11 protein-coding genes are annotated in these 17,569 nt (G+C 67.6%); 4 read left to right on the top strand and 7 right to left on the bottom strand.

Annotation, left to right across the window (positions count from 1 at the left end; genetic code table 11):
• Positions 1-37: 37 nt before the first annotated feature.
• Positions 38-2,683: an RICIN domain-containing protein gene (locus AC07F3_RS32085; RefSeq protein WP_479117966.1), complete on the bottom strand. Its 2,646-nt coding sequence runs from the start codon at positions 2,681-2,683 to the stop codon at positions 38-40.
• A gap of 257 nt (positions 2,684-2,940) precedes the next feature.
• Between AC07F3_RS32085 and AC07F3_RS32080 the strand changes: the two genes are divergently transcribed.
• On the top strand, positions 2,941-5,385 hold the full coding sequence (locus AC07F3_RS32080; RefSeq protein ID WP_479117965.1) for a non-reducing end alpha-L-arabinofuranosidase family hydrolase: 2,445 nt from the start codon (positions 2,941-2,943) through the stop codon (positions 5,383-5,385).
• Positions 5,386-5,755: 370 nt separating this feature from the next.
• Here AC07F3_RS32080 and AC07F3_RS32075 read toward each other — a convergent pair whose 3' ends face one another.
• The 6 genes from AC07F3_RS32075 to AC07F3_RS32050 form a co-directional block, all read right to left on the bottom strand.
• Positions 5,756-6,142: a peptidase inhibitor family I36 protein gene (locus tag AC07F3_RS32075; protein ID WP_479117964.1), complete on the bottom strand. Its 387-nt coding sequence runs from the start codon at positions 6,140-6,142 to the stop codon at positions 5,756-5,758.
• A gap of 566 nt (positions 6,143-6,708) precedes the next feature.
• Entirely contained in the window at positions 6,709-7,239 is a 531-nt protein-coding gene (locus AC07F3_RS32070; protein WP_479117963.1) for a VOC family protein, read from the bottom strand.
• Positions 7,240-7,850: 611 nt separating this feature from the next.
• Positions 7,851-8,627 carry a MerR family transcriptional regulator gene (locus AC07F3_RS32065; RefSeq protein WP_479117962.1) on the bottom strand — a complete coding sequence of 259 codons (777 nt, stop codon included), beginning with the start codon at positions 8,625-8,627 and terminating at the stop codon, positions 7,851-7,853.
• Positions 8,627-9,721, bottom strand: coding sequence for a serine hydrolase domain-containing protein (locus tag AC07F3_RS32060; RefSeq protein ID WP_479117960.1), 1,095 nt, complete (start codon positions 9,719-9,721; stop codon positions 8,627-8,629). The genes AC07F3_RS32065 and AC07F3_RS32060 overlap by 1 nt, the downstream gene beginning before the upstream one ends.
• Before the next feature lie 557 nt (positions 9,722-10,278).
• Positions 10,279-11,448 carry a ParB/RepB/Spo0J family partition protein gene (locus tag AC07F3_RS32055; RefSeq protein ID WP_479117959.1) on the bottom strand — a complete coding sequence of 390 codons (1,170 nt, stop codon included), beginning with the start codon at positions 11,446-11,448 and terminating at the stop codon, positions 10,279-10,281.
• Positions 11,448-12,107 (bottom strand): nucleotide-binding protein, encoded by a 660-nt coding sequence (locus AC07F3_RS32050; RefSeq protein WP_479117958.1) that lies wholly within the window; start codon positions 12,105-12,107, stop codon positions 11,448-11,450. The genes AC07F3_RS32055 and AC07F3_RS32050 overlap by 1 nt, the downstream gene beginning before the upstream one ends.
• Positions 12,108-12,690: 583 nt before the next feature.
• On the opposite strand from AC07F3_RS32050, the gene AC07F3_RS32045 reads away from it, so the two are divergent.
• From AC07F3_RS32045 to AC07F3_RS32035, 3 genes are all read left to right on the top strand, one after another.
• Positions 12,691-13,614, top strand: a complete 924-nt coding sequence (locus AC07F3_RS32045; RefSeq protein WP_479117956.1) for an inositol monophosphatase family protein — start codon at positions 12,691-12,693, stop codon at positions 13,612-13,614.
• A gap of 1,864 nt (positions 13,615-15,478) precedes the next feature.
• Positions 15,479-16,363 (top strand): ParA family protein, encoded by an 885-nt coding sequence (locus AC07F3_RS32040; RefSeq protein WP_479117955.1) that lies wholly within the window; start codon positions 15,479-15,481, stop codon positions 16,361-16,363.
• On the top strand, positions 16,356-17,462 hold the full coding sequence (locus AC07F3_RS32035; protein ID WP_479117954.1) for a hypothetical protein: 1,107 nt from the start codon (positions 16,356-16,358) through the stop codon (positions 17,460-17,462). Before AC07F3_RS32040 ends, AC07F3_RS32035 begins: the two co-directional genes overlap by 8 nt.
• Positions 17,463-17,569: the final 107 nt, after the last annotated feature.

Here is a 17,569-nt window from a genome sequence, read left to right as displayed (position 1 = left end):
TGCGCCTGCGGCCCCACGGGGGTTCCGGGATCAGGGATCAGGACGGGTCGCCGTACTGGAGGCCGCGCCCGTTCGTACCGACGTAGACGCGGCCGAAGGTGTCGGGGTCACCGGTGATGACGCCGACGCTGCCGATGGCTCCCCACTGGTGGGCGTCGTCGTTGACGCGGAGCCAGGTGGCGCCCCGGTCGGTGGAGCGGAAGACTCCGGTGACGTTCTGCACGGTGCCGATCAGGTAGAGGGCCTGGTAGGAGGCGCCGGGCGCGGCCTTCCCGAAGCCGAGGGCGGAGGCGGACTGCACCGCCGTGAGCGTGCTGAAGGTGCGGCCGCCGTCGGTGGAGTGCAGCAGTCCCCTGGCACCGCCCGCGATCCACAGGTCTCCGGCGATGCCGGGCACGGCCGTGAGTCGGCCGGCGGGCAGGCTCGTGGCGCGGGCGGTGAAGGTCGCTCCGCCGTCGGTGCTGGCGTAGAGGGTGCCGCCGGACAGCGAGTAGAAAGTGCCGGGTGTGGAGCGGTCGGCGACAACCTGGGCGTCGGTGCCCAGGCCGCTGACCTTCGACCAGCTCGCGCCCCGGTCGGTCGAGCGGTACGGGACCTGCCCGGCCTCGGTCCAGACAAGGGTGGAACCGTCGGCGGCGAGCGCGACATGGCCGCCGTCGGCGCTGCCCACCGGCTCTGCCTTGAAGCCGTTCCAGGTGATGCCACCGTCGGTGGAGTAGGCGCCGTCCTGCGCGCCGCCCCGGCCGACCCGGACCATCATCGAGGGCTTGGACTGGGCGAAATCGAGGTCGGTGCTGCTGCTCATCAGCGGGTTCGTCAGGCGACCTGCGGGCACCGTGGTCAGGGAGTCGTAGCGGAAACCGCCCTGGTCGCCCATGGACGTGAGGAGGGTGGCACCGCCGGGCGGGGCGATCGCGTCCGCCAGCGCGGTCTCCTCCAGCCCCCTGGCCCCCACCGCCCAGTGGCTGATGCCACCTCGGTCGGCGGCGGTGGCGTCCTTGCTGTTCCAGATTCCGTTGCCGGTGCCGTAGAGCACGTGCCCGGAGTCGAAGGGATCGATGGCAAGGGCGGTCATCCAGTGCCCGATGCCGGTGCCGACGTAGGGAGCGGCGGAGGCGTCCCGCACCGACTTCTCGGCCAGCGCCTTCCACGTCGTACCGCCGTCGGTGGTGCGGTAGAGCTCGTCCTGGGGCCACCAGCGGTCAAGGGTGGTGACCATCACCGTGGACGGCTTCTGCGGGTCGACGGCCAGACCGGAGAACCCGTAGCCGCCCTTGGACGGGGAGACGTCCTTCCACGCCCCGCCGGTCGGCGTGTACTTCCACACCGAACCCGCGGTCACGCCGTTGGGCCCGAGGGAGTTGGTGTACGTCAGGTACAGCGAGCCGTCGCCGGAGACCACACCGTGCTGCGGAAGCTGGCCGGTGGGCTGACGGGAGACGGCCTGCCAGGTGCTGCCGCCGTCGGTGGAGCGGTACAGGGAGGTGGACCTGTCGGCGATGCCGACGTAGACCGTCTTGCTGCCGGCCGGGCCGTACGTCACGAAGGAGATGCCTGCGCCGCTGCTCGCTCCGTCCTTGACGGGGAACGAGGAGACCTGTCGCCATGTCACGCCATGATCGGTGCTGCGCCACAGGCCGTTCTTGCGGGTGCCCAGGAGCAGGGTCTCGTGGTTCGCCGGATCGATCACCAGGCGCTCGCCCGCCCCGCGGCCGTCCTCGTTGCCGCCCAGTTTGAACGGCAGCTCGGTGCGCTGGAAGGTGCGCCCCCGGTCGGTGGAGCGCAGGATCGCGCCGTTGCCGGCCCACTCGTTGGTGTAGGTGCCCGCCGCGAGGTAGAGCCGGTCGGGGTCGACGGGATCGGTGGCCAGCGAGTCGATGCCCAGCAGGTTCCAGTCCTTCTCGCCCAACCCGTCGGTCAGCGGGATCCACTGTTCGGCGCCGGTGTCCCAGCGGTAGGCGCCGCCCATGTCGGTACGCGCGTACAGCAGACCCTTCTCCCGCTGGTTGAAGACCAGCCCGGTGACGTAACCACCGCCCACCACCTGGGCGTTGCGCCACACATACGGTCCGGCGGCCGCCTGCCCGCCACCGGTCCCGGACGCCTGGGTCTCGGCCGTCTTCACCAGCTTCCACTGCTGGTTGGTGGTGCCCCGGTCGGGATACTGGATGACTGCCGCGCCCTGGGCCGTGGAGCCTCCGGAGACGTCCAGGACCTGGCCGCTTTTGCGGGAAGTGAAGGTGACGGCGCCGGAACCGCTCACCTCGCTGATGCGCCACTCCTGGGCGGGGGATGAGGTGGCGGTCTGCTGCTCGGCAGCGGCCGACTGGGCGGTCGAGCCGCCCGTTATGCCCAGCACCTTGCCGCTGTTTCGGTTCACGAGCGCGTAGTAGCCGTTCCCGGTGGGCTTCAGCTTCCACTGCTGGTTTGCGGTGTTCTGATCGGTCCACTGCTGGATGCGGGTGCCGTCGGCGGTGGAGAAGGCGTTGACGTCCATCGCCTTGCCGCTGCGCACGGAGACCAGCCTGTAGTAGGCGCTGTCGTCGACCGTCGCGGCCTGGGAGTCCTCCTGCGAGAACAGGAGATACGGCACGCCGGCCAGGGGCACACCGAGCAGCAAGGCGGTGGCGCTCAAGCGACGTCGGTGACGCCCGCGGCGTCCGCCGATCGGGGAGTTGCTCATGGGTAGACGTTCTCCTTGCGAACCGTGCCTGGGGAAAGGCGGATCCGGATACCGGAACCGGCCGGATCTACTTCCTTGTGGTCACCGGCTGCGCAAAGGGTTGCCGTCCACGGGCGACTTTCTCGGGCCACCTTCGCGGCGGGCCAACCACCTCACGGCAAAAAAGCTCCTGTCCGATCACGGCAACTCTCGTGGGCGCGGCGGCAACTGACGGGTGACCGGGGCCGAGATCAGGGGCCCGCCGCACCTAGAAAGGCATGCCGTTGCCAGATCCCAACCGCTCTCATCGCCGCCGTCCGGCGACCCGCCGCCTGATCGCCGCAGCCGTGGTGCTCGCCGCCTCGGGTGCTGCCGTACCGCTGGTCGCCCAGGCCGCGCTCACTCCGCATGCCGGCACGCCGACCAACCTCGGCGACGCAGCGGCCGGCAGCGGCCGCTACTTCGGCACGGCCGTGGCCTCGGGCAGGCTCGGGGACTCCACGTACTCCACCCTTCTCGACCGGGAATTCAAGGTGATCACCCCGGAGAACGAGATGAAGTGGGACACCGTCGAACCCTCCCGGGGGTCGTTCCGCTTCGGTCCCGCCGACTCGATCGTCGCCCACGCGCTCGCGCACAACCAGAAGATGCGCGGCCACACCCTGGTCTGGCACTCCCAACTGCCCACCTGGGTCTCCTCCATCACCGACGCCAACACGCTGCGCGGCGTGATGGACAACCACATCACGCAGGAGATGACCCACTACAAGGGCAAGATCTATGCCTGGGACGTGGTCAACGAGGCGTTCGCCGACGGCGGCAGCGGCCGGCACCGCGACTCGGTGTTCCAGAAGGTGCTGGGCAACGGCTTCATTGAGGAGGCCTTCCGCACGGCACGCAACGCCGACCCCTCGGCCAAGCTCTGCTACAACGACTACAACATCGAGAACTGGTCCGACGCCAAGACCCAGGGCGTCTACGCCATGGTGCGCGACTTCAAGTCCCGCGGCGTGCCCATCGACTGCGTCGGCCTCCAGTCCCACTTCGGCGCCGGGGGGCCGCCCGTCAACTTCCAGACCACGTTGTCGAACTTCGCCGCGCTCGGCGTCGACGTGCAGATCACCGAGCTGGACGTCGCGCAGGCCTCACCGACGGTCTACGCGAACACCGTCAGGGCGTGCCTGAACGTGGCACGCTGCACCGGCATCACGGTGTGGGGCATCCGCGACAGCGACTCCTGGCGCGCCGGGGAGAACCCGCTGCTGTTCGACGGCAACGGCAGCAAGAAGGCCGCCTACAACGCGGTACTCACCACCCTGGGCGGCACCAGCGGCAGCACGCCGGACGGCGGCCTCACTTCCGGCGCCGTCTACACGCTCTCCGACGCGGCCGCCGGTCGCGCTCTCGACGAGCCCGCCGGACAGAACGCCAACGGCACCCCGCTCCAGGTCTGGGACGCCAGCGGTGCCACCAACCAGCAGTGGCAGGCCACCAAGAACAGCGACGGCTCCTACACCCTGACCAACATCGCCAGCGGCCGGGTCCTGGACGAGCCGGGCGGCCGGACCGGCAACGGCACCAGAATGCAGGTCTGGGACTCCAACGGCGGCGCCAACCAGCGCTGGAAGGCGGCCCGGAACAGCGACGGCTCCTACACGCTCACCAACGTCGCCAGCGGTCGGGCCCTGGAGACTCCCGGAAACCAGACAGCCAACGGCACCGCCGTGCAGATCTGGGACTCCTGGGGCGCGGTCCACCAGCACTGGAACCTCACCGCCTCCGGATCGTCCACCCCGACGCCGCCTCCGACGGGCACCAGCACGTGCGCCCTCCCCTCGACCTACCGGTGGTCCTCGACGGGGGCGCTGGCACAACCGGCGAACGGCTGGGCGTCAGTGAAGGACTTCACCAGCGTGGTGTACAACGGCAAGCACCTGGTCTACGCATCGGACGTGTCCGGTTCGTCGTACGGCTCGATGGCGTTCAGTCCGTTCACCAACTGGTCGGACATGGCCTCGGCCCGCCAGACCGGCATGAACCAGGCCGCGGTCGCGCCCACGCTGTTCTATTTCGCGCCCAAGAACATCTGGGTGCTCGCCTACCAGTGGGGTGCGTGGCCCTTCGTCTACCGCACCTCCAGCGACCCCACCAACCCCAACGGCTGGTCCGCGCCGCATCCGTTGTTCACCGGCAGCATCCCGGGTGCCGCCCCCATCGACCAGACCCTGATCGCCGACGGCCAGAACATGTACCTGTTCTTCGCCGGTGACAACGGCAGCATCTACCGGGCGAGCATGCCGATCGGGAACTTCCCCGGCAGCTTCGGCTCCTCGTACGCGACGGTCATGAGCGACTCGGTGAAGAATCTGTTCGAAGCGCCGCAGGTCTACAAGGTCAAGGACCAGAACCAGTACCTCATGATCGTCGAGGCTCGGGGCGCGAACGAGCAGCGCTACTTCCGCTCGTTCACGGCCACCAGCCTCAGCGGCTCATGGACCCCGCAAGCCGCCAGCGAGAACAACCCCTTCGCGGGCAAGGCCAACAGCGGCGCCACCTGGACCAACGACATCAGCCACGGCGACCTGGTCCGCAACAACCCCGACCAGACCATGACCATCGACCCCTGCAACCTGCAGTTCCTCTACCAGGGCAAGTCCCCCACCGCCGGCGGACCCTACGACCGCCTGCCCTGGCGCCCAGGTGTCCTCACCCTTGAGCACTGACCCGCCAGTTCCCGGGTGACCGAGGTCGCGGCGGCCCGTCGGGCTCGGAGACAACCCGTCAACGGCACCGCGCACTGAACCTTTTCCCACGCTCACCGCATTGACGAGCCCCAGCCGCATGTCGGCTGGGGCTCCTCGCTGTACCTGCACCCGGCGCTCGTGCTTGTGGGGTGGTAAGGGGAGGACGCAGGCGAGTCGCCGCGGCTCGGACAACTCCCCGCAAGTTCACGGCGATGCCCTGCGGACGAGTCGATGAGGTCGACCTTCAGCCGGGTCGGCCCCATCGACATACTCCGCCCCTTCCACTGACCGGTTGCGCCCAGGGTCAGACCTCCCCTGGACACGGTTCATGCGCTCAACCAGCCCTGAATCAGCTGCAGTTGGTCCATCCGTTGGACTTTATGTAGTGGGACGCGCCGTCGGATGCCACCTTCCAGCCCCTCGGGATGATCCCGCTGGAGCCGCCGTGGTTCTTCTCCGAGTACCAGACGAAGTCACACGAGCTTCCGTGGTTGTACCACGACCTGAAGTTCTGGAAGACCGAGTACTGGGTCAGGTCATTGTTGGTCCCCGCGACCTGCTGTCGGTGGCCGGTGTAGTTCGCCCCCGCCCAGACGCAGAAGTAGCCCGCCGGGCAGTCCGCCGCGGCCTGCGGACCGGCCTGTGCCGCACTCGCGGCACCCGCACCTCCGGCCAACAGCCCACCGGTCAGGGCGATTCCGCCTGCCATGGCTGCGACCTTCTGGGTCATACGCATGTGCTGTCTCCCTTGGTACATGGGTGGGCCAGGCTGGGCCGACCCCTGGGGGCAGCCGAGCGCACTCGCGCCCTGCCGCACATGAGCCCTGTCGGCCTTGGCCTGCTGACCTCAATGACGGTAGGAGAATCGATCGGACCAGCGCATCCAACGAGAGGGTGGCGAGGGCTACCGCGACCGGCGTAGGGCCGCACCGGCATGCAGCCAAAGGTCTACGGCGCTGGTTTACCGCTGGACGCCCTCCGAGTCAGCACCGCCTTGTTCCGCTCGGCGACGCGGAGAGACCCCGCATCCCGGCCCCGCATCCCGTCAAAAGGCGCCTTCAGTGAGGTCGAAAGGCTTGTACGGCTCCCTGACGGCCCCTCACCCGCCCAAAGGTCCGATCACACCGGGCACCTCGCGCTAGGCGCTCCACGCCCCCGTTCTGGAGGTCGATTTTTGGGCGCCTTGTCGGAATTCCTCGGATGTGGGGCCCGACGGCCCTCCTGAAGACCGTCTTCAGGTAGAGCGACCGGGACCGCAACCTTCCTCGGCGGCGGCGGGGTGGGTCTGTCCGGCGGGAGGGGTCAGCGCCAGCGGTTGTTGCTGGTGTGGTCGCCGGCGAGCCAGCGGGCGAGGTCGGCGTGTGCCGTGGCGCGTCGCTCGGCGTCGATCTTCTCCACGTCGGGGTGGTCGACGGCGAATTCCAGGATGAGCCCGTTGGGGTCTGTGACGTACAGCGAGACGCAGAAGCCGTGGTCTAGTACGTGGGCGTTCGCATCGGCGTACCCGGCCGCGTTGACGCGCTTGAGTATGGCTTCCTGGGTCTCCACCTCGACCTTGAAGGCGATGTGGCGCAGGGGGGTGGTGTTGAGGTCCGTCTTGAACTCCTCCTGGTCCTTGGGGTCGGCGAACTGGAAGAAGGCGAGCGCGCTGCCGTCGGCCATTCCGTAGAGGGCGTGGCTGTAGGCGCGTTCGGCCCCGGAGAGCACCTCGCGTTCGGTCCATGTGGCCACCAGGGGCAGGCCGATGACGTCCTCGTAGAAGTGCCGGTTGGCCTCCTGGTCGTCGGTGATCCATGCGTGGTGGTGAAGGCGGAGCGGCAGGGCCTGGCTCATGTGGGGTCATCTCCGTTGCTCGACTGGGTTGTTGAACCGGAGACCGGGGTGGTGGTCTCTGTTGTTCCAATCAGCATGCCCTCTACACAGGTTGAATGTTAAATCAAAATGAGCCATGGTTCACGCGCCGGAGCGCCAGCCTCCGCTCAGCCAATCCGGATGCGGGATTGCCGTAGCGGCTGGCCAGGCGGCATCCCGGGGTCCGGCGGCACCAAAGTGCCCTCCGTGCGGCCCGATCGGGCGATGTGGAGGGTGGAGGCTTCAACCTGGGGTGATGGCGGCTCCGCCCTACTTAGATCCTGCGGCTCCGCTGCGAGCGTGGCTGGTGCCGGATCGCCGTGCGGATGGCGGCTGAAAATGGTTGAAGATTAATCAATGAGTGTCGTCCGGGCCTCGGTTGCATGCATGGAATGTCCTGGGTTGCGTCCACGGGAGTGGTGTACGAGATAGAACCGTGGCCGGGGCGGCCCGTTGGCTCGGAGGCATCCCGTCAACAGCACCACCATCTGGACCTGTTGCCCGGCGGTCAGCGCATTGACGAGCCCCAGCCGGCATCGGCTGGGGCTCCTCGCCGTACTCGGTACCCGGCTCGATCACCGCACCAGATGCCGTCACCGCTGCGGCATGGGGACGCCCGCCGCACGGAGCTTGGCCTCGGTGAGTGCGGTCAGCCGGGCCGCTACCGGGGCCTGGTCCTCGCGATGGTTGTTGATCAACTTGTACTGGGCTGACGCCTGGGCCCAGGCCCGCAGGCTGGCGGCGTCGCCGCGCAGGGCGGGGTTGGCGAGGTAGCGGTCGGCCATGGCACTCGCGAGTTCTTCGATCCTCGGGTCGTCCAGTTCCCAACTCTCCGCCTCCCGGCCACGCTTGGCCAGCTCCACGTACTCCGGGTCGTCGAGACCATGCTCAAGCTGGGCCAGGAAGCCGTCGAACCCCTGAGGTACGAGCGCTCGGGCCAGCACCAGCGCCTCGCGTTGCGCCGCCACGTGATCAGGGCTGAATCCGAGTCGGGTCATGCGGAGCAGGATCACGCAGGCACGGTCGGGCAGCAGGGCCCGGTCGCCGTCGGCGAGCCGGTGCAGCGTGTCGCGGCGGGTGACGAGTTCCTCGATGCGTTCGGTGAGCTGCCGCTCGACGTCCGACAGCGCGGCGCCGAACTGTGCGGCGTCGGCGTTGAGCATGGGGCCGATCTCGGACAGCGGCACGCCCGCCACGGCCAGCGTCCGTACCTGCACCAGTTGCAGCAGCTCGTCCGACCCGTATCGCCGATAACCGGAGCTGTCGCGTTCCGGCTCCACGACCAGGCCGAGCTTGTGGTAGTGCCGCACCGTCTTCACGGTGACGCCGACGAACGCCGCGGCCTGCCCGATCGTGACTCCGTTCCCCATCAGGTCAGCCTGCCGCAGAACACCGCGTCGACCAAGCGCTGTTGGGCGGCCTGGAATGCGGAGGCGATCGACAGGTCGGCGTCGTCCACCCAGGTCAGTCCCGCGGTCAGGGTCCGGGTGCCGTCGGCTGTGCCGTACATCAGCGCCGCTGAGCCCATGGTGGCGCCGTTGTGGTGAAAGACGGTGCCGTTGTCCGTTTCCTGCGCGAACACGCCCAGGCCGTAGCCAACCGTCGCCTCCGGGGTACGCATCTCCTTCAGCAGCTCGGCGGGCAAGAGCTTGCCGCCCATCAGCGCGGAGAAGTACGTGTGCAGGTCCTGGGTGGTCGAGATCATGTCGCCGCCGGCTCCGACCCAGGACGGGTTCTGCCGAGTGATGTCGATCGTCCGCTCCTGCCTTGCATCTTCGTAGCGGTAATAGCCGTGATGGTGCGGTTCGGGGATTTCAGGCGAAGGGCCCGGCGCCACGGTTCCGGTCAGCCCCAGGGGCCCGACGATCAGCCGCTGCAGCTCCTCGGCGAACGTCCGGCCGGTCACCTTCCCGATGATCATCCGGACCAACACGTAATTGGTGTTGGCGTAGCTCCATCCCTTGCCCGGTGCGAACCGCACGGGCCTGGACAACGACAGCTGGACCAGCTCTTCGGGCAGGTAGGTCTTGAACCGGTTCTCCACCCACTCCTTGCCTTGCCAGGGGACCCCTCGCACGATCGTCCCGTCCTCATAGAGCTCACCAGTGTGGTTGAAGATGCCGCTGGTGTGCTGGAGCAGCATGCGCACCGTGATCTGGCGGTCCAGACCGAACCCTGGAAGGTAGTCGTCGGCTGACGCGTCGAGGCGGAGCCTGCCCTCGGCCACCAGCATGAGCGCGGAGGTCGCGACGAAGTTCTTCGTGGTGCTGCCGATACGGAAGTGTCCGTTGGTCAGCGGTTGGGCACTGTGGCCCAGCTCGCGCACACCGGCGCTGCCGACCCACTCGCCCTGCTCGTCGTTCACCCGGAGCTGGGCGCTGAGGAAGCCGGATGCGAGGAGCTCCTCGATTTGCTCCTGCAGCTGGGGACGATTCTGCGCCTGGCTGGACAATGCGCTGGACATGATGGTGGCTCCTTCTCATCGCGGTGCCTCACTCGGCGTGCTGCCGATGCGATGAGCCTCCACCCTGACCCAAGGTCAACCTCAAGCGTGACCTGAACCACAGCGGTCGTCCGGGCTGCACAATTGGCGGGGACCGGGAGGCCCCTTGGTGCTCGGCCCCGCCCTGCCGTGGCGTCAGCAGTCCAGGGGCTTGATACGTCTCTCCGTTAAATGCCCTCACCTGCCCGTTTGCGATCGGAAGGCCATATCCCGCTAAGCCTGAAGCGCTGTACGCCTCCCTGACGGCCTCAACCCCTCGAATGTCCGCTCACACTGATGTCATCGAGTTCGACGGTCTACGCCCCCATTCTGGAGGCCACTTTTCTGCCGTCTTCCGAGAAATCTTCGGATGTGGGCTGCTGACGGCTCGCGGGAGGGCCGCGCGAGGGAGGCAGTGAGCGGCGCGCGTGGGCCGTGCCCCGGAGCATGGTCCACGTGCGTCGCAGGCACACACGACAGCGGCCCCGCCTTCCTGCCGCCAGTGTGGCGGCAGGAAGGCGGGGCCTTGGGGCAGCACCTCAGGATGTGGGGCGCTTCATGTTCCCCTGCTGCTCCCGCTCTTCGTGAGCGGCCAGCAGCTCGCACAGTCGACTGCGGTCGGCGGAGGTCATCTTGGCGATGACGATCTGGGCCACCGCTACCGGATCCGCCCACGGCATCTTCACCGGCGGCTTCTTCGTCAGCGCGGCAGGTCCGGAAGTCTCACCCTCGCCTCGAGGCTCAGGTAGCACACCCGGGGAACCTTCCGGTCCCGGCCGTACGGCGACTGGCTCCGGGTATACCGCGGTATACCCGACGGCCGTCGGTCCGCCGTCGCCTGGCGCGCCCTCCAGCTTTCCTTCGGTAGAGCCGCGTTCCTGCTTCCTCGTCGTAGGCGCTGCGGGAGACGCGGGCTCCGGAATCGCAGGCGGGTATACCGCGGTATACCCGTTGGCCGCTCCCCCGGCGGCTGTCCCGGACTCGTGACCCTGCTGTTCAGTCGTCGACACCTCAACTGCAGGGTTCGACTTCGGCTCGTTCTTCTTGCGCTGGTCGGCCTCCCAGGCTGCAAGCTGCTGGTCAGCGGGTAGGGCCGAGTAGCGCCGCATGTCGCGGAACGCCGTGAGCTTGCCCGACGTGACGAGCTCCCTCATCGGCTCGGTGAGGCGCAGCAGGCCGATGCGCTGGTTGAACCACTGCTTGGACTTGCCGAGCGCGGCAGCCGCTTCCACTTGCTGGTTGAACGTCAGCTCCAGCATGCGCTGAAGGCCGACGGCTTCTTCGATGTAGTTGAAGTTGGAGCGCTCGACGTTCTCCGCCAATACCGCGGCGAGGAATCGGACCCGAGATTCGGCGATGTCCTCGCGGAGGTGAACGTCGAGGGTGGGCAGCCCTGCCTGCTGGGCCGCGCGCCAGCGGCGTTCGCCGGCGGCCATGACGACGCGACACTGCGGAAGCTGCTCGGCATGTTCGGGGAACAGCTTCACGTAGGCAGCGCGGGTGACGCCGACACAGGGCTGGAGCTGGCCCTGGCGCATGCTCTCGCCGAGCTCGCGCAGGCTCTCCTCGCTGAAGTCCTGGCGCGGATTGAGCGGAGTGGCGACGACTTGGTCCGGCGGGAGGTGGACCAGCGTTGGCCGACTGCGGCCGGGGACGGATTCGACGGTCTCGGTGGCCAGTCCTGCGAGGCTGACTCGCTGGCCGGCCATCAGCGACGGCCCCCGTATCCGAGCTCCAGGGCGAGGCGGAAGTAGTCCTCGCGGGCGCGCAGGGTGGTGCCGTTGTCGGCGTACTGCGTGACGACCTTGCCTTCGGCAGCCGCTCGGGTGTGGATCTTGTAGCGGCGGATCACGGTGTTCGCGCGCGGCCAGCCCTTGGCCTCGATGTACCCGATGGTGTCGTCCCGGTCGGCCTTGCCGTCGCGGGGATCCCACGCGTTGATGACGACCTTGTACGGCAGACCGCGCGGCTCGATCACCTTGCTGATGGTGCGGGCCGTCGGGTCGAAGGCGAGCGGCTCGGGCGGAAGCGGGACCAGGACGTCGTCGGCGATGTCCAGGGCCGCCGCCAGGATGTGCTCGTTCTCCAGGCTGCCCGGGGTGTCGATGAAGACGTGCATCCGCTGCTCGGTGTCGCCCAGGACGTCATGGGCTACGGCCGCCAGGTTGACGGTGGTGGTGGTCTTGCCCACCCCGCCCTTCTGGTTCGCGATGACGTGGATCTGGGCGCCCAGGTCCTTCAGCGCGGCGAGGCTGGCGGGGTCCTCGTGAGCCGTCGCGAAGTCGAAGGGGAGATTGTCGATCCGGTCGGCCCACCAGACGGTTGACCCTTGCGGGTCGGTGGATACGACGAGGATGGAGGAAGCCATGATGCTCCGTTTCCGTGTGCTTCCCGAGAGATTCTCGGTACTCGGACCGGGACAGCATGCCAGATCAGTAAACGGACATTTGCATCGGGTTGGTCGGGTACTGGGCAGCCGAGCGGGGCGAGCGCCCTGGCGAGGCTGATGCCGAGTGGGTGTCAGCTGGTGGATCGCGGGGGCCAGTTATTGGCGAGCTGGAGGGCCGACGGGTATACCGCGGTATACCGCTGGGCCCCCGTCAGACGCACAAGGGAGCGGTATGCGTCAGCGGCTGATGGGGCGGCGGTTGACCTGTCGTCCGATCCTGCCTTCTCCCTCCCCCCGTCACAGCCGCCGCGAGAGGTCCCCGCCGGGGTGGGTAGACCTCCCAACCTTCGGGATGGATGGGGCCGACCGGCCGTCGGGCGGAGAGCGCCGGGTATACCGCGGTATACCGATCGGCCCCCGTCAAGTCCCGCAGGGGAACGGTGTGCGGCAGCGGTCGAGAGAGTGGACCTGAGCTGTCGTCCGATCCCGCCTCCCCCTCCCCGTCACGATCACTGCGGAACGCTCCCATCGAGCTGGGTGCCCGTCACGACTTCCGAGGTGAATGGCCGTCCGGCGGCCGGGCGGAGGGCGCCGGGTATACCGCGGTATACCGATCGGCTCCCGTCAGCTCGCGAGGGAACGATCTGTGGCAGCACGGCGGAGAGGCGATGGATCACCGATGCGTGGCCCCACCCCGCCGACCGCGAGCTGGTCGAGTTCGCGGTCGCCTTGGCGGCCCGGGCCGGGCAAGCCTCGCCGTCGAGGAACTGGTCCGGGTCGAGCTGACCCATCGCATGCCGGGAGAGTGCCGGGAGACGGCGTTTACGGCACAGAGATGCGTTCGACTGCCGGGGGCGGGGAGACGCGGGGTCATCGACCCCACCAACCCATCAACGGCACCACGTCATTCACCCGTCGATGGCCATCGTTCTCAAAGGACATCGCGTATGAGGACGAGCACGGCCCCGCCGTCGGGGTGATCAATGTGCCCATGAGTCGGCAGATGGTCGTAGCCGGGCGGGGCCTGGACCGCTGGATGCTGACGGGGGAAACCCCGGATCTGAGGTCCGGTCACCGCGCCCGGGTCACCAAGCGGGCCAGCACCCGCGGAGCAAGGCCCCAGGCACTCAACCCGGCCGGCTGGCCAGAGGAACTCCTCACTGCTCTCCCCCGTGGAGGTCTTCGTGATGGCATCGATGGGCTGCGTCGTGTGGATCTCGTCACGGGTCGCGCGGATGCCGTGATGATCGCCGGTCCTTCGATGGGCTATGAGGACGTGGCTCCCCTGCCGGTCATCGTGTCGGAGGCCGGTCGCCGGGTGAGCGACCTGAACCACGCACCCGTACTGACGGGTGACATGCCCGTGCTGGCCACCAACGGCCTGCTGCACGAAGCGATCTTGAAACTGGTTGAAGGCCTGCCGCGCAGCCGCGACTTGTACGCCCTCGACGACGACCTGTTAGCACGGCAGGAGGCCCGCCCTTAATCTTCGTTCCGACCCGACCAGCGGGGCTCGTATGGGGACCCCTTGCCTGCCAAAGCCTCTCGTATGACGACGGAGAAACGGCTGCCTTCTGCTGTGCCAGACCCGACTCGGAGGTCGTTCAGGTGCTCCGCAGTGTCCTCAAGGAGGGGCCTGTGAGCGGATGATGGGCGCCCAATGACGGCTGCACTCGGGCACCCGTATGGTGCCCCAGCCCCTCCCCCCACCGTCTGATTCGGCCTCCGTTCCTTGCCGGATGCGTGCGCAGAACAGGCCCCGACACCCCCGCCGGATGCGACACCGAAGCCTGCGCGCCGGTGTTCTGTCGGCGCAGCGGGCGCTGTAGCGGAGGCGTTCGGCCGTCGCCTGAGGGACAGAACTCCGCTGTGCGAGAGGCGTTGGCAGGGCTGGCAGAGGTCGCTGAGTTGCTGGCGGTGGTGGACTGCTCCTGTTCTTCTCTCGCGAACGGATGGTTGTCGGCGAGAGATTCCGGCCTCGCTTCCCGATTGGGCGGGCGCTCCTGCGCCCTGTTCTAAGTTGTTCGCGTGATGGCGAGCTGTCGAATCGGCCGCTGCGCGACGTCGTTGGTTACTGCCGCAGGCCCTCTAGAGGTGAGAAGCATGCGAATCCGGGCGCATGGCGACGAGCCCCGCACGCCGTCGGTAGGGCTCAGGCTCGTGTGTTCTTCTGTCGTCATCGACAGATCCGAGCTAGAGATCGGGCCCCAGCCAGCCGTCATGAGGGCCACCAGTGGTCTTCGAAATGCCTCGCTGACCTGCAAATATAACGATAGATGTATCCATACCAACAACGTTCGAAGATGCTATGCATGCGACGAACCATGCAACGGCGAGTAGCACGTGCAGTGTCATGTTGGATATAACGATGCATGTTGCGAGATAAACACCGTTCTCTGTCACCATCACTGTTGGTTAGCTTGTTCTTAGTGTTGTTGCTCTATAACTAACCGCGCAACGTTCCCTATTGCTTGCCATCTAACTGACGTACTAGCTTGCTTGCTAACGTGCTGCCTTGCTTGCCTACTGACGAACGGACACGCCCTCGTTCTGTCCTGCGAACGAACTAGCCAGCTGACGAGCTGACCGCCTTGCTGCCCAGCTTGCTGCTTAGGTTGCGTACGTTCTGACGGACCAGCGTGCGATCGCGCTAACGCGCTTACGTACTGTCGGGCGTACTTACTGACGGTCGGACGCACAGACACGCTGACTGCCGTACCAGCTTGCTTACTTGCCTACTCGCTCGCTCACTTGCTTACCTGCTTGCTGTCTGACAGCCTGTCTTGCTCACTGATTCACCTGCGAGCCGACGAGGGGTCTCGCGTTCCGTCTGGCTGACTCGCGGGCAAGGAGACGTGCTTACGGTCATGAGCGCTGACGTACCGGCGGACTGCCGTCCGTGCGATCCGCCCGACGCACGCATCGTCGAACAAACTGTCGTACGGCGGTGGAACTGCCCCATGCCCAACCGGACGAGCGCGCATCGGCCCTGCAGGGGCGTGCGGGGGGGCACGGGGGAGAGCGCCGCAGCATTGGAGCCCGGCCCGCATGCCCTGGCGCGGCCGTTGACAGGCCCGCGCCCTGCCCTGACGTGGCGTCAGTGGCCCTGCGTGGCAGGCGGTTCAGCGCGTCGCCTTACGGACGGCAGAGAGATCCTGTTATCGTCAGCCCCAATGATCCCGTGACACTAGATCACTGACCAGATTCTGATAGCGGGCAGAGGGGAACCAAAGGGGCATACGCAGCCCCTCTTCCCTCTGCCGCTTATCAACCCTGGTTCTCTGACCTGGTGTCACAGGCGCAAATAGACCTGTCATGAGCAGCCGTGAGGCAGAGAGGCGGTAGTCGCGATGAAGGTCATCGCCGTCGCAACCCAGAAGGGAGGGGTCGGCAAGACCAGCACTACCGTGAACTTGGGCGCCAGCCTGGCCCTGGCCGGCGCGCGCGTCCTGGTCGTGGACCTGGACCCGCAGGCTCAGGCCGGTACCGCTCTGGGTGTCAACCTTTCCGACGGGGAGCAGCTGGCCCGTTCCCTCGGCTGGGTGCTGCAAGGCCGCCTGCAGGGCATGCCGCTCGATCTGGCGGCTGCCTGGTACGACCGCAGTGAACTCCTGTCCGAGTGGGAGGACGCGGGTACTCTGCATCTCCTGGCGAGCGAGGAATCGACCATGACGTCGGTTCAGGACATCATTCATCGCAAGGGCTACCACGCCACGCCGATCGTCCGGCGCATGCTGCTAGAGGTCGCCGACCAGTTCGACTTCGTCGTCATCGACACCCCGCCCGCGGTCTCGTCGCTGTCGGCCACCGCGCTGGCCGCCGCCGACTACGTGGTGACCGTGTGCGTTCCCGAGTACCCCGCCCTCAAGGGCGCGGCCGCCACACGCGGCACGGTGGCGTACGTGAAGGACCGTACGGGTGGGGAGTGCGACCCGCAGTATCTGGGCGCGGTGCTCAACCGTTCGAACCCGCCGTCGAAGTGGAAGGCCCAAGAGGTCAACATCCGCAACGGCATGCTGGAGGCCGAGCTCCAGCCGTTCATGACGGACATCCGCAGCGACAACCGGATCTCTGATTCCTTCGCCTACGGCGTCCCCGCGGCGATCCGCTTTGCCAGTCACGCGCCCGGCAAGCTCTACGGGCAGCTGATGACCCAGATCCTCGAACGCATGCAGCAGCCGGCTCAGAAGTGGGAGACCCCGGGCCTCATCGAGCTGGAGGCCCCCGTTGACTAGCGTCAACGACGGAGCGTCGTCGGCGCCGCGCAAATCGGCGCCCAAGCCCAAGAAGAAGGCGCCCAACCACTTCAAGGCCGGTGGCAACTCGTTGGTGGCGGGCCTGCTCGCCGGGGCCGATCAGGTCGCCGAGCGGTCCTTCCTCGGGGGAGCGAACCGGGATTCGGAAGCTCCGGCCCGGCCCCGGCCGACGCCCGCTCCGTCGTTTCCGGCCACGCCTCCCTCGCCGACCAAGTCGTCCGAGGCGTTCGAGAGGACCGGAACGGCCGGGGCAGTGCCCTCGCAGGGCAGCGAGGCGCCCGCCCCTGCTCCCACGCCCCCAGCGGTCGCCGACCGCGGCACTGAGACCCGTACCGAGACAGGTCCGGCTGCCTCCGCCATCGCCGCTGCGGGGGACCCCCCTGCCGCTCGCAAGCCCGCGGTACCGGCCCCCATCGCGGCAGCCACACTCGCCGAGCCCGTGGCCGCCCCCAAGGCTCCTCGGCGTACGCCTGCTCCCGAACCCCAGCCGCAGACCGAACCGGAGCCCCAGCCCGAACCTGTATCGGCGGCCGAGCCCGTCCGGCAGGAAGCACCCGCTGCGGGGGACGAGTCGTCCACACAGCGCCGCCGTCCGCGCACAGGCAAGTCCTGGGCTCATGCAGCGGTCCACGAGAGTTTCGCCAACGCCAAGATCCGATCCGAGACATGGACGAGCTACGGGTTCCGGCTCGACCCGGAGGTACTGGCGGACCTCAAGGAACGGCTCAAGGCGGACCGGCGTACATCGGGGAACACGATGCTGGGGCAAGGGCACTACGTGGACGCCGCGCTGCGGCACATCCCGGAGGACGTCGAAGCCCAGATCGAGATGGCGCAGGCCTTCCTCGACGACCGCATGGGCGTAGTGGGTGCAGGCAGGCAGTCGACGTTCCGCGTGGGGCCTGCTGCCTATGCCTTGATCTCGACGCTCAACCAAGGACTACAAGAACGGGACTACGGCCGACGCGGGCTTTACGTGGTCTCGGCGGCGCTCGAAAACTTCCTCCAAGCACTGCATGCCGAGGGGGAGTTGCAGCGTCCTGAGCGGCGGGCCCGGGCGCAGCGTCCGATGCCGTAGAGCTGACAGCCGCCCTGGTGCGGCATCGCAGATGTGGGTGTGGCCAGCGCTTTTGCGCTGGCCACACCCACATCTGCATCTATGGATATACCGATCACTGTTGCGAT

The organism is Streptomyces sp. NPDC045846, assembly GCF_056431605.1.
The sequence above is the reverse complement of the archived record's forward strand: the minus strand, read 5'-3'. Positions and strand labels throughout refer to the sequence as shown.

Bases quoted from the DNA above. Each gene is read 5' to 3' on its own strand.
- AC07F3_RS32055 (WP_479117959.1), bottom strand. From the start codon at position 11,448: ATGGCCGGCCAGCGAGTCAGCCTCGCAGGACTGGCCACCGAGACCGTC.
- AC07F3_RS32085 (WP_479117966.1), bottom strand. From the start codon at position 2,683: ATGAGCAACTCCCCGATCGGCGGACGCCGCGGGCGTCACCGACGTCGC.
- AC07F3_RS32040 (WP_479117955.1), top strand. From the start codon at position 15,479: ATGAAGGTCATCGCCGTCGCAACCCAGAAGGGAGGGGTCGGCAAGACC.
- AC07F3_RS32065 (WP_479117962.1), bottom strand. From the start codon at position 8,627: ATGGGGAACGGAGTCACGATCGGGCAGGCCGCGGCGTTCGTCGGCGTC.
- AC07F3_RS32060 (WP_479117960.1), bottom strand. From the start codon at position 9,721: ATGTCCAGCGCATTGTCCAGCCAGGCGCAGAATCGTCCCCAGCTGCAG.
- AC07F3_RS32070 (WP_479117963.1), bottom strand. From the start codon at position 7,239: ATGAGCCAGGCCCTGCCGCTCCGCCTTCACCACCACGCATGGATCACC.
- AC07F3_RS32075 (WP_479117964.1), bottom strand. From the start codon at position 6,142: ATGCGTATGACCCAGAAGGTCGCAGCCATGGCAGGCGGAATCGCCCTG.
- AC07F3_RS32045 (WP_479117956.1), top strand. From the start codon at position 12,691: ATGGCCGTCCGGCGGCCGGGCGGAGGGCGCCGGGTATACCGCGGTATA.
- AC07F3_RS32050 (WP_479117958.1), bottom strand. From the start codon at position 12,107: ATGGCTTCCTCCATCCTCGTCGTATCCACCGACCCGCAAGGGTCAACC.
- AC07F3_RS32080 (WP_479117965.1), top strand. From the start codon at position 2,941: ATGCCGTTGCCAGATCCCAACCGCTCTCATCGCCGCCGTCCGGCGACC.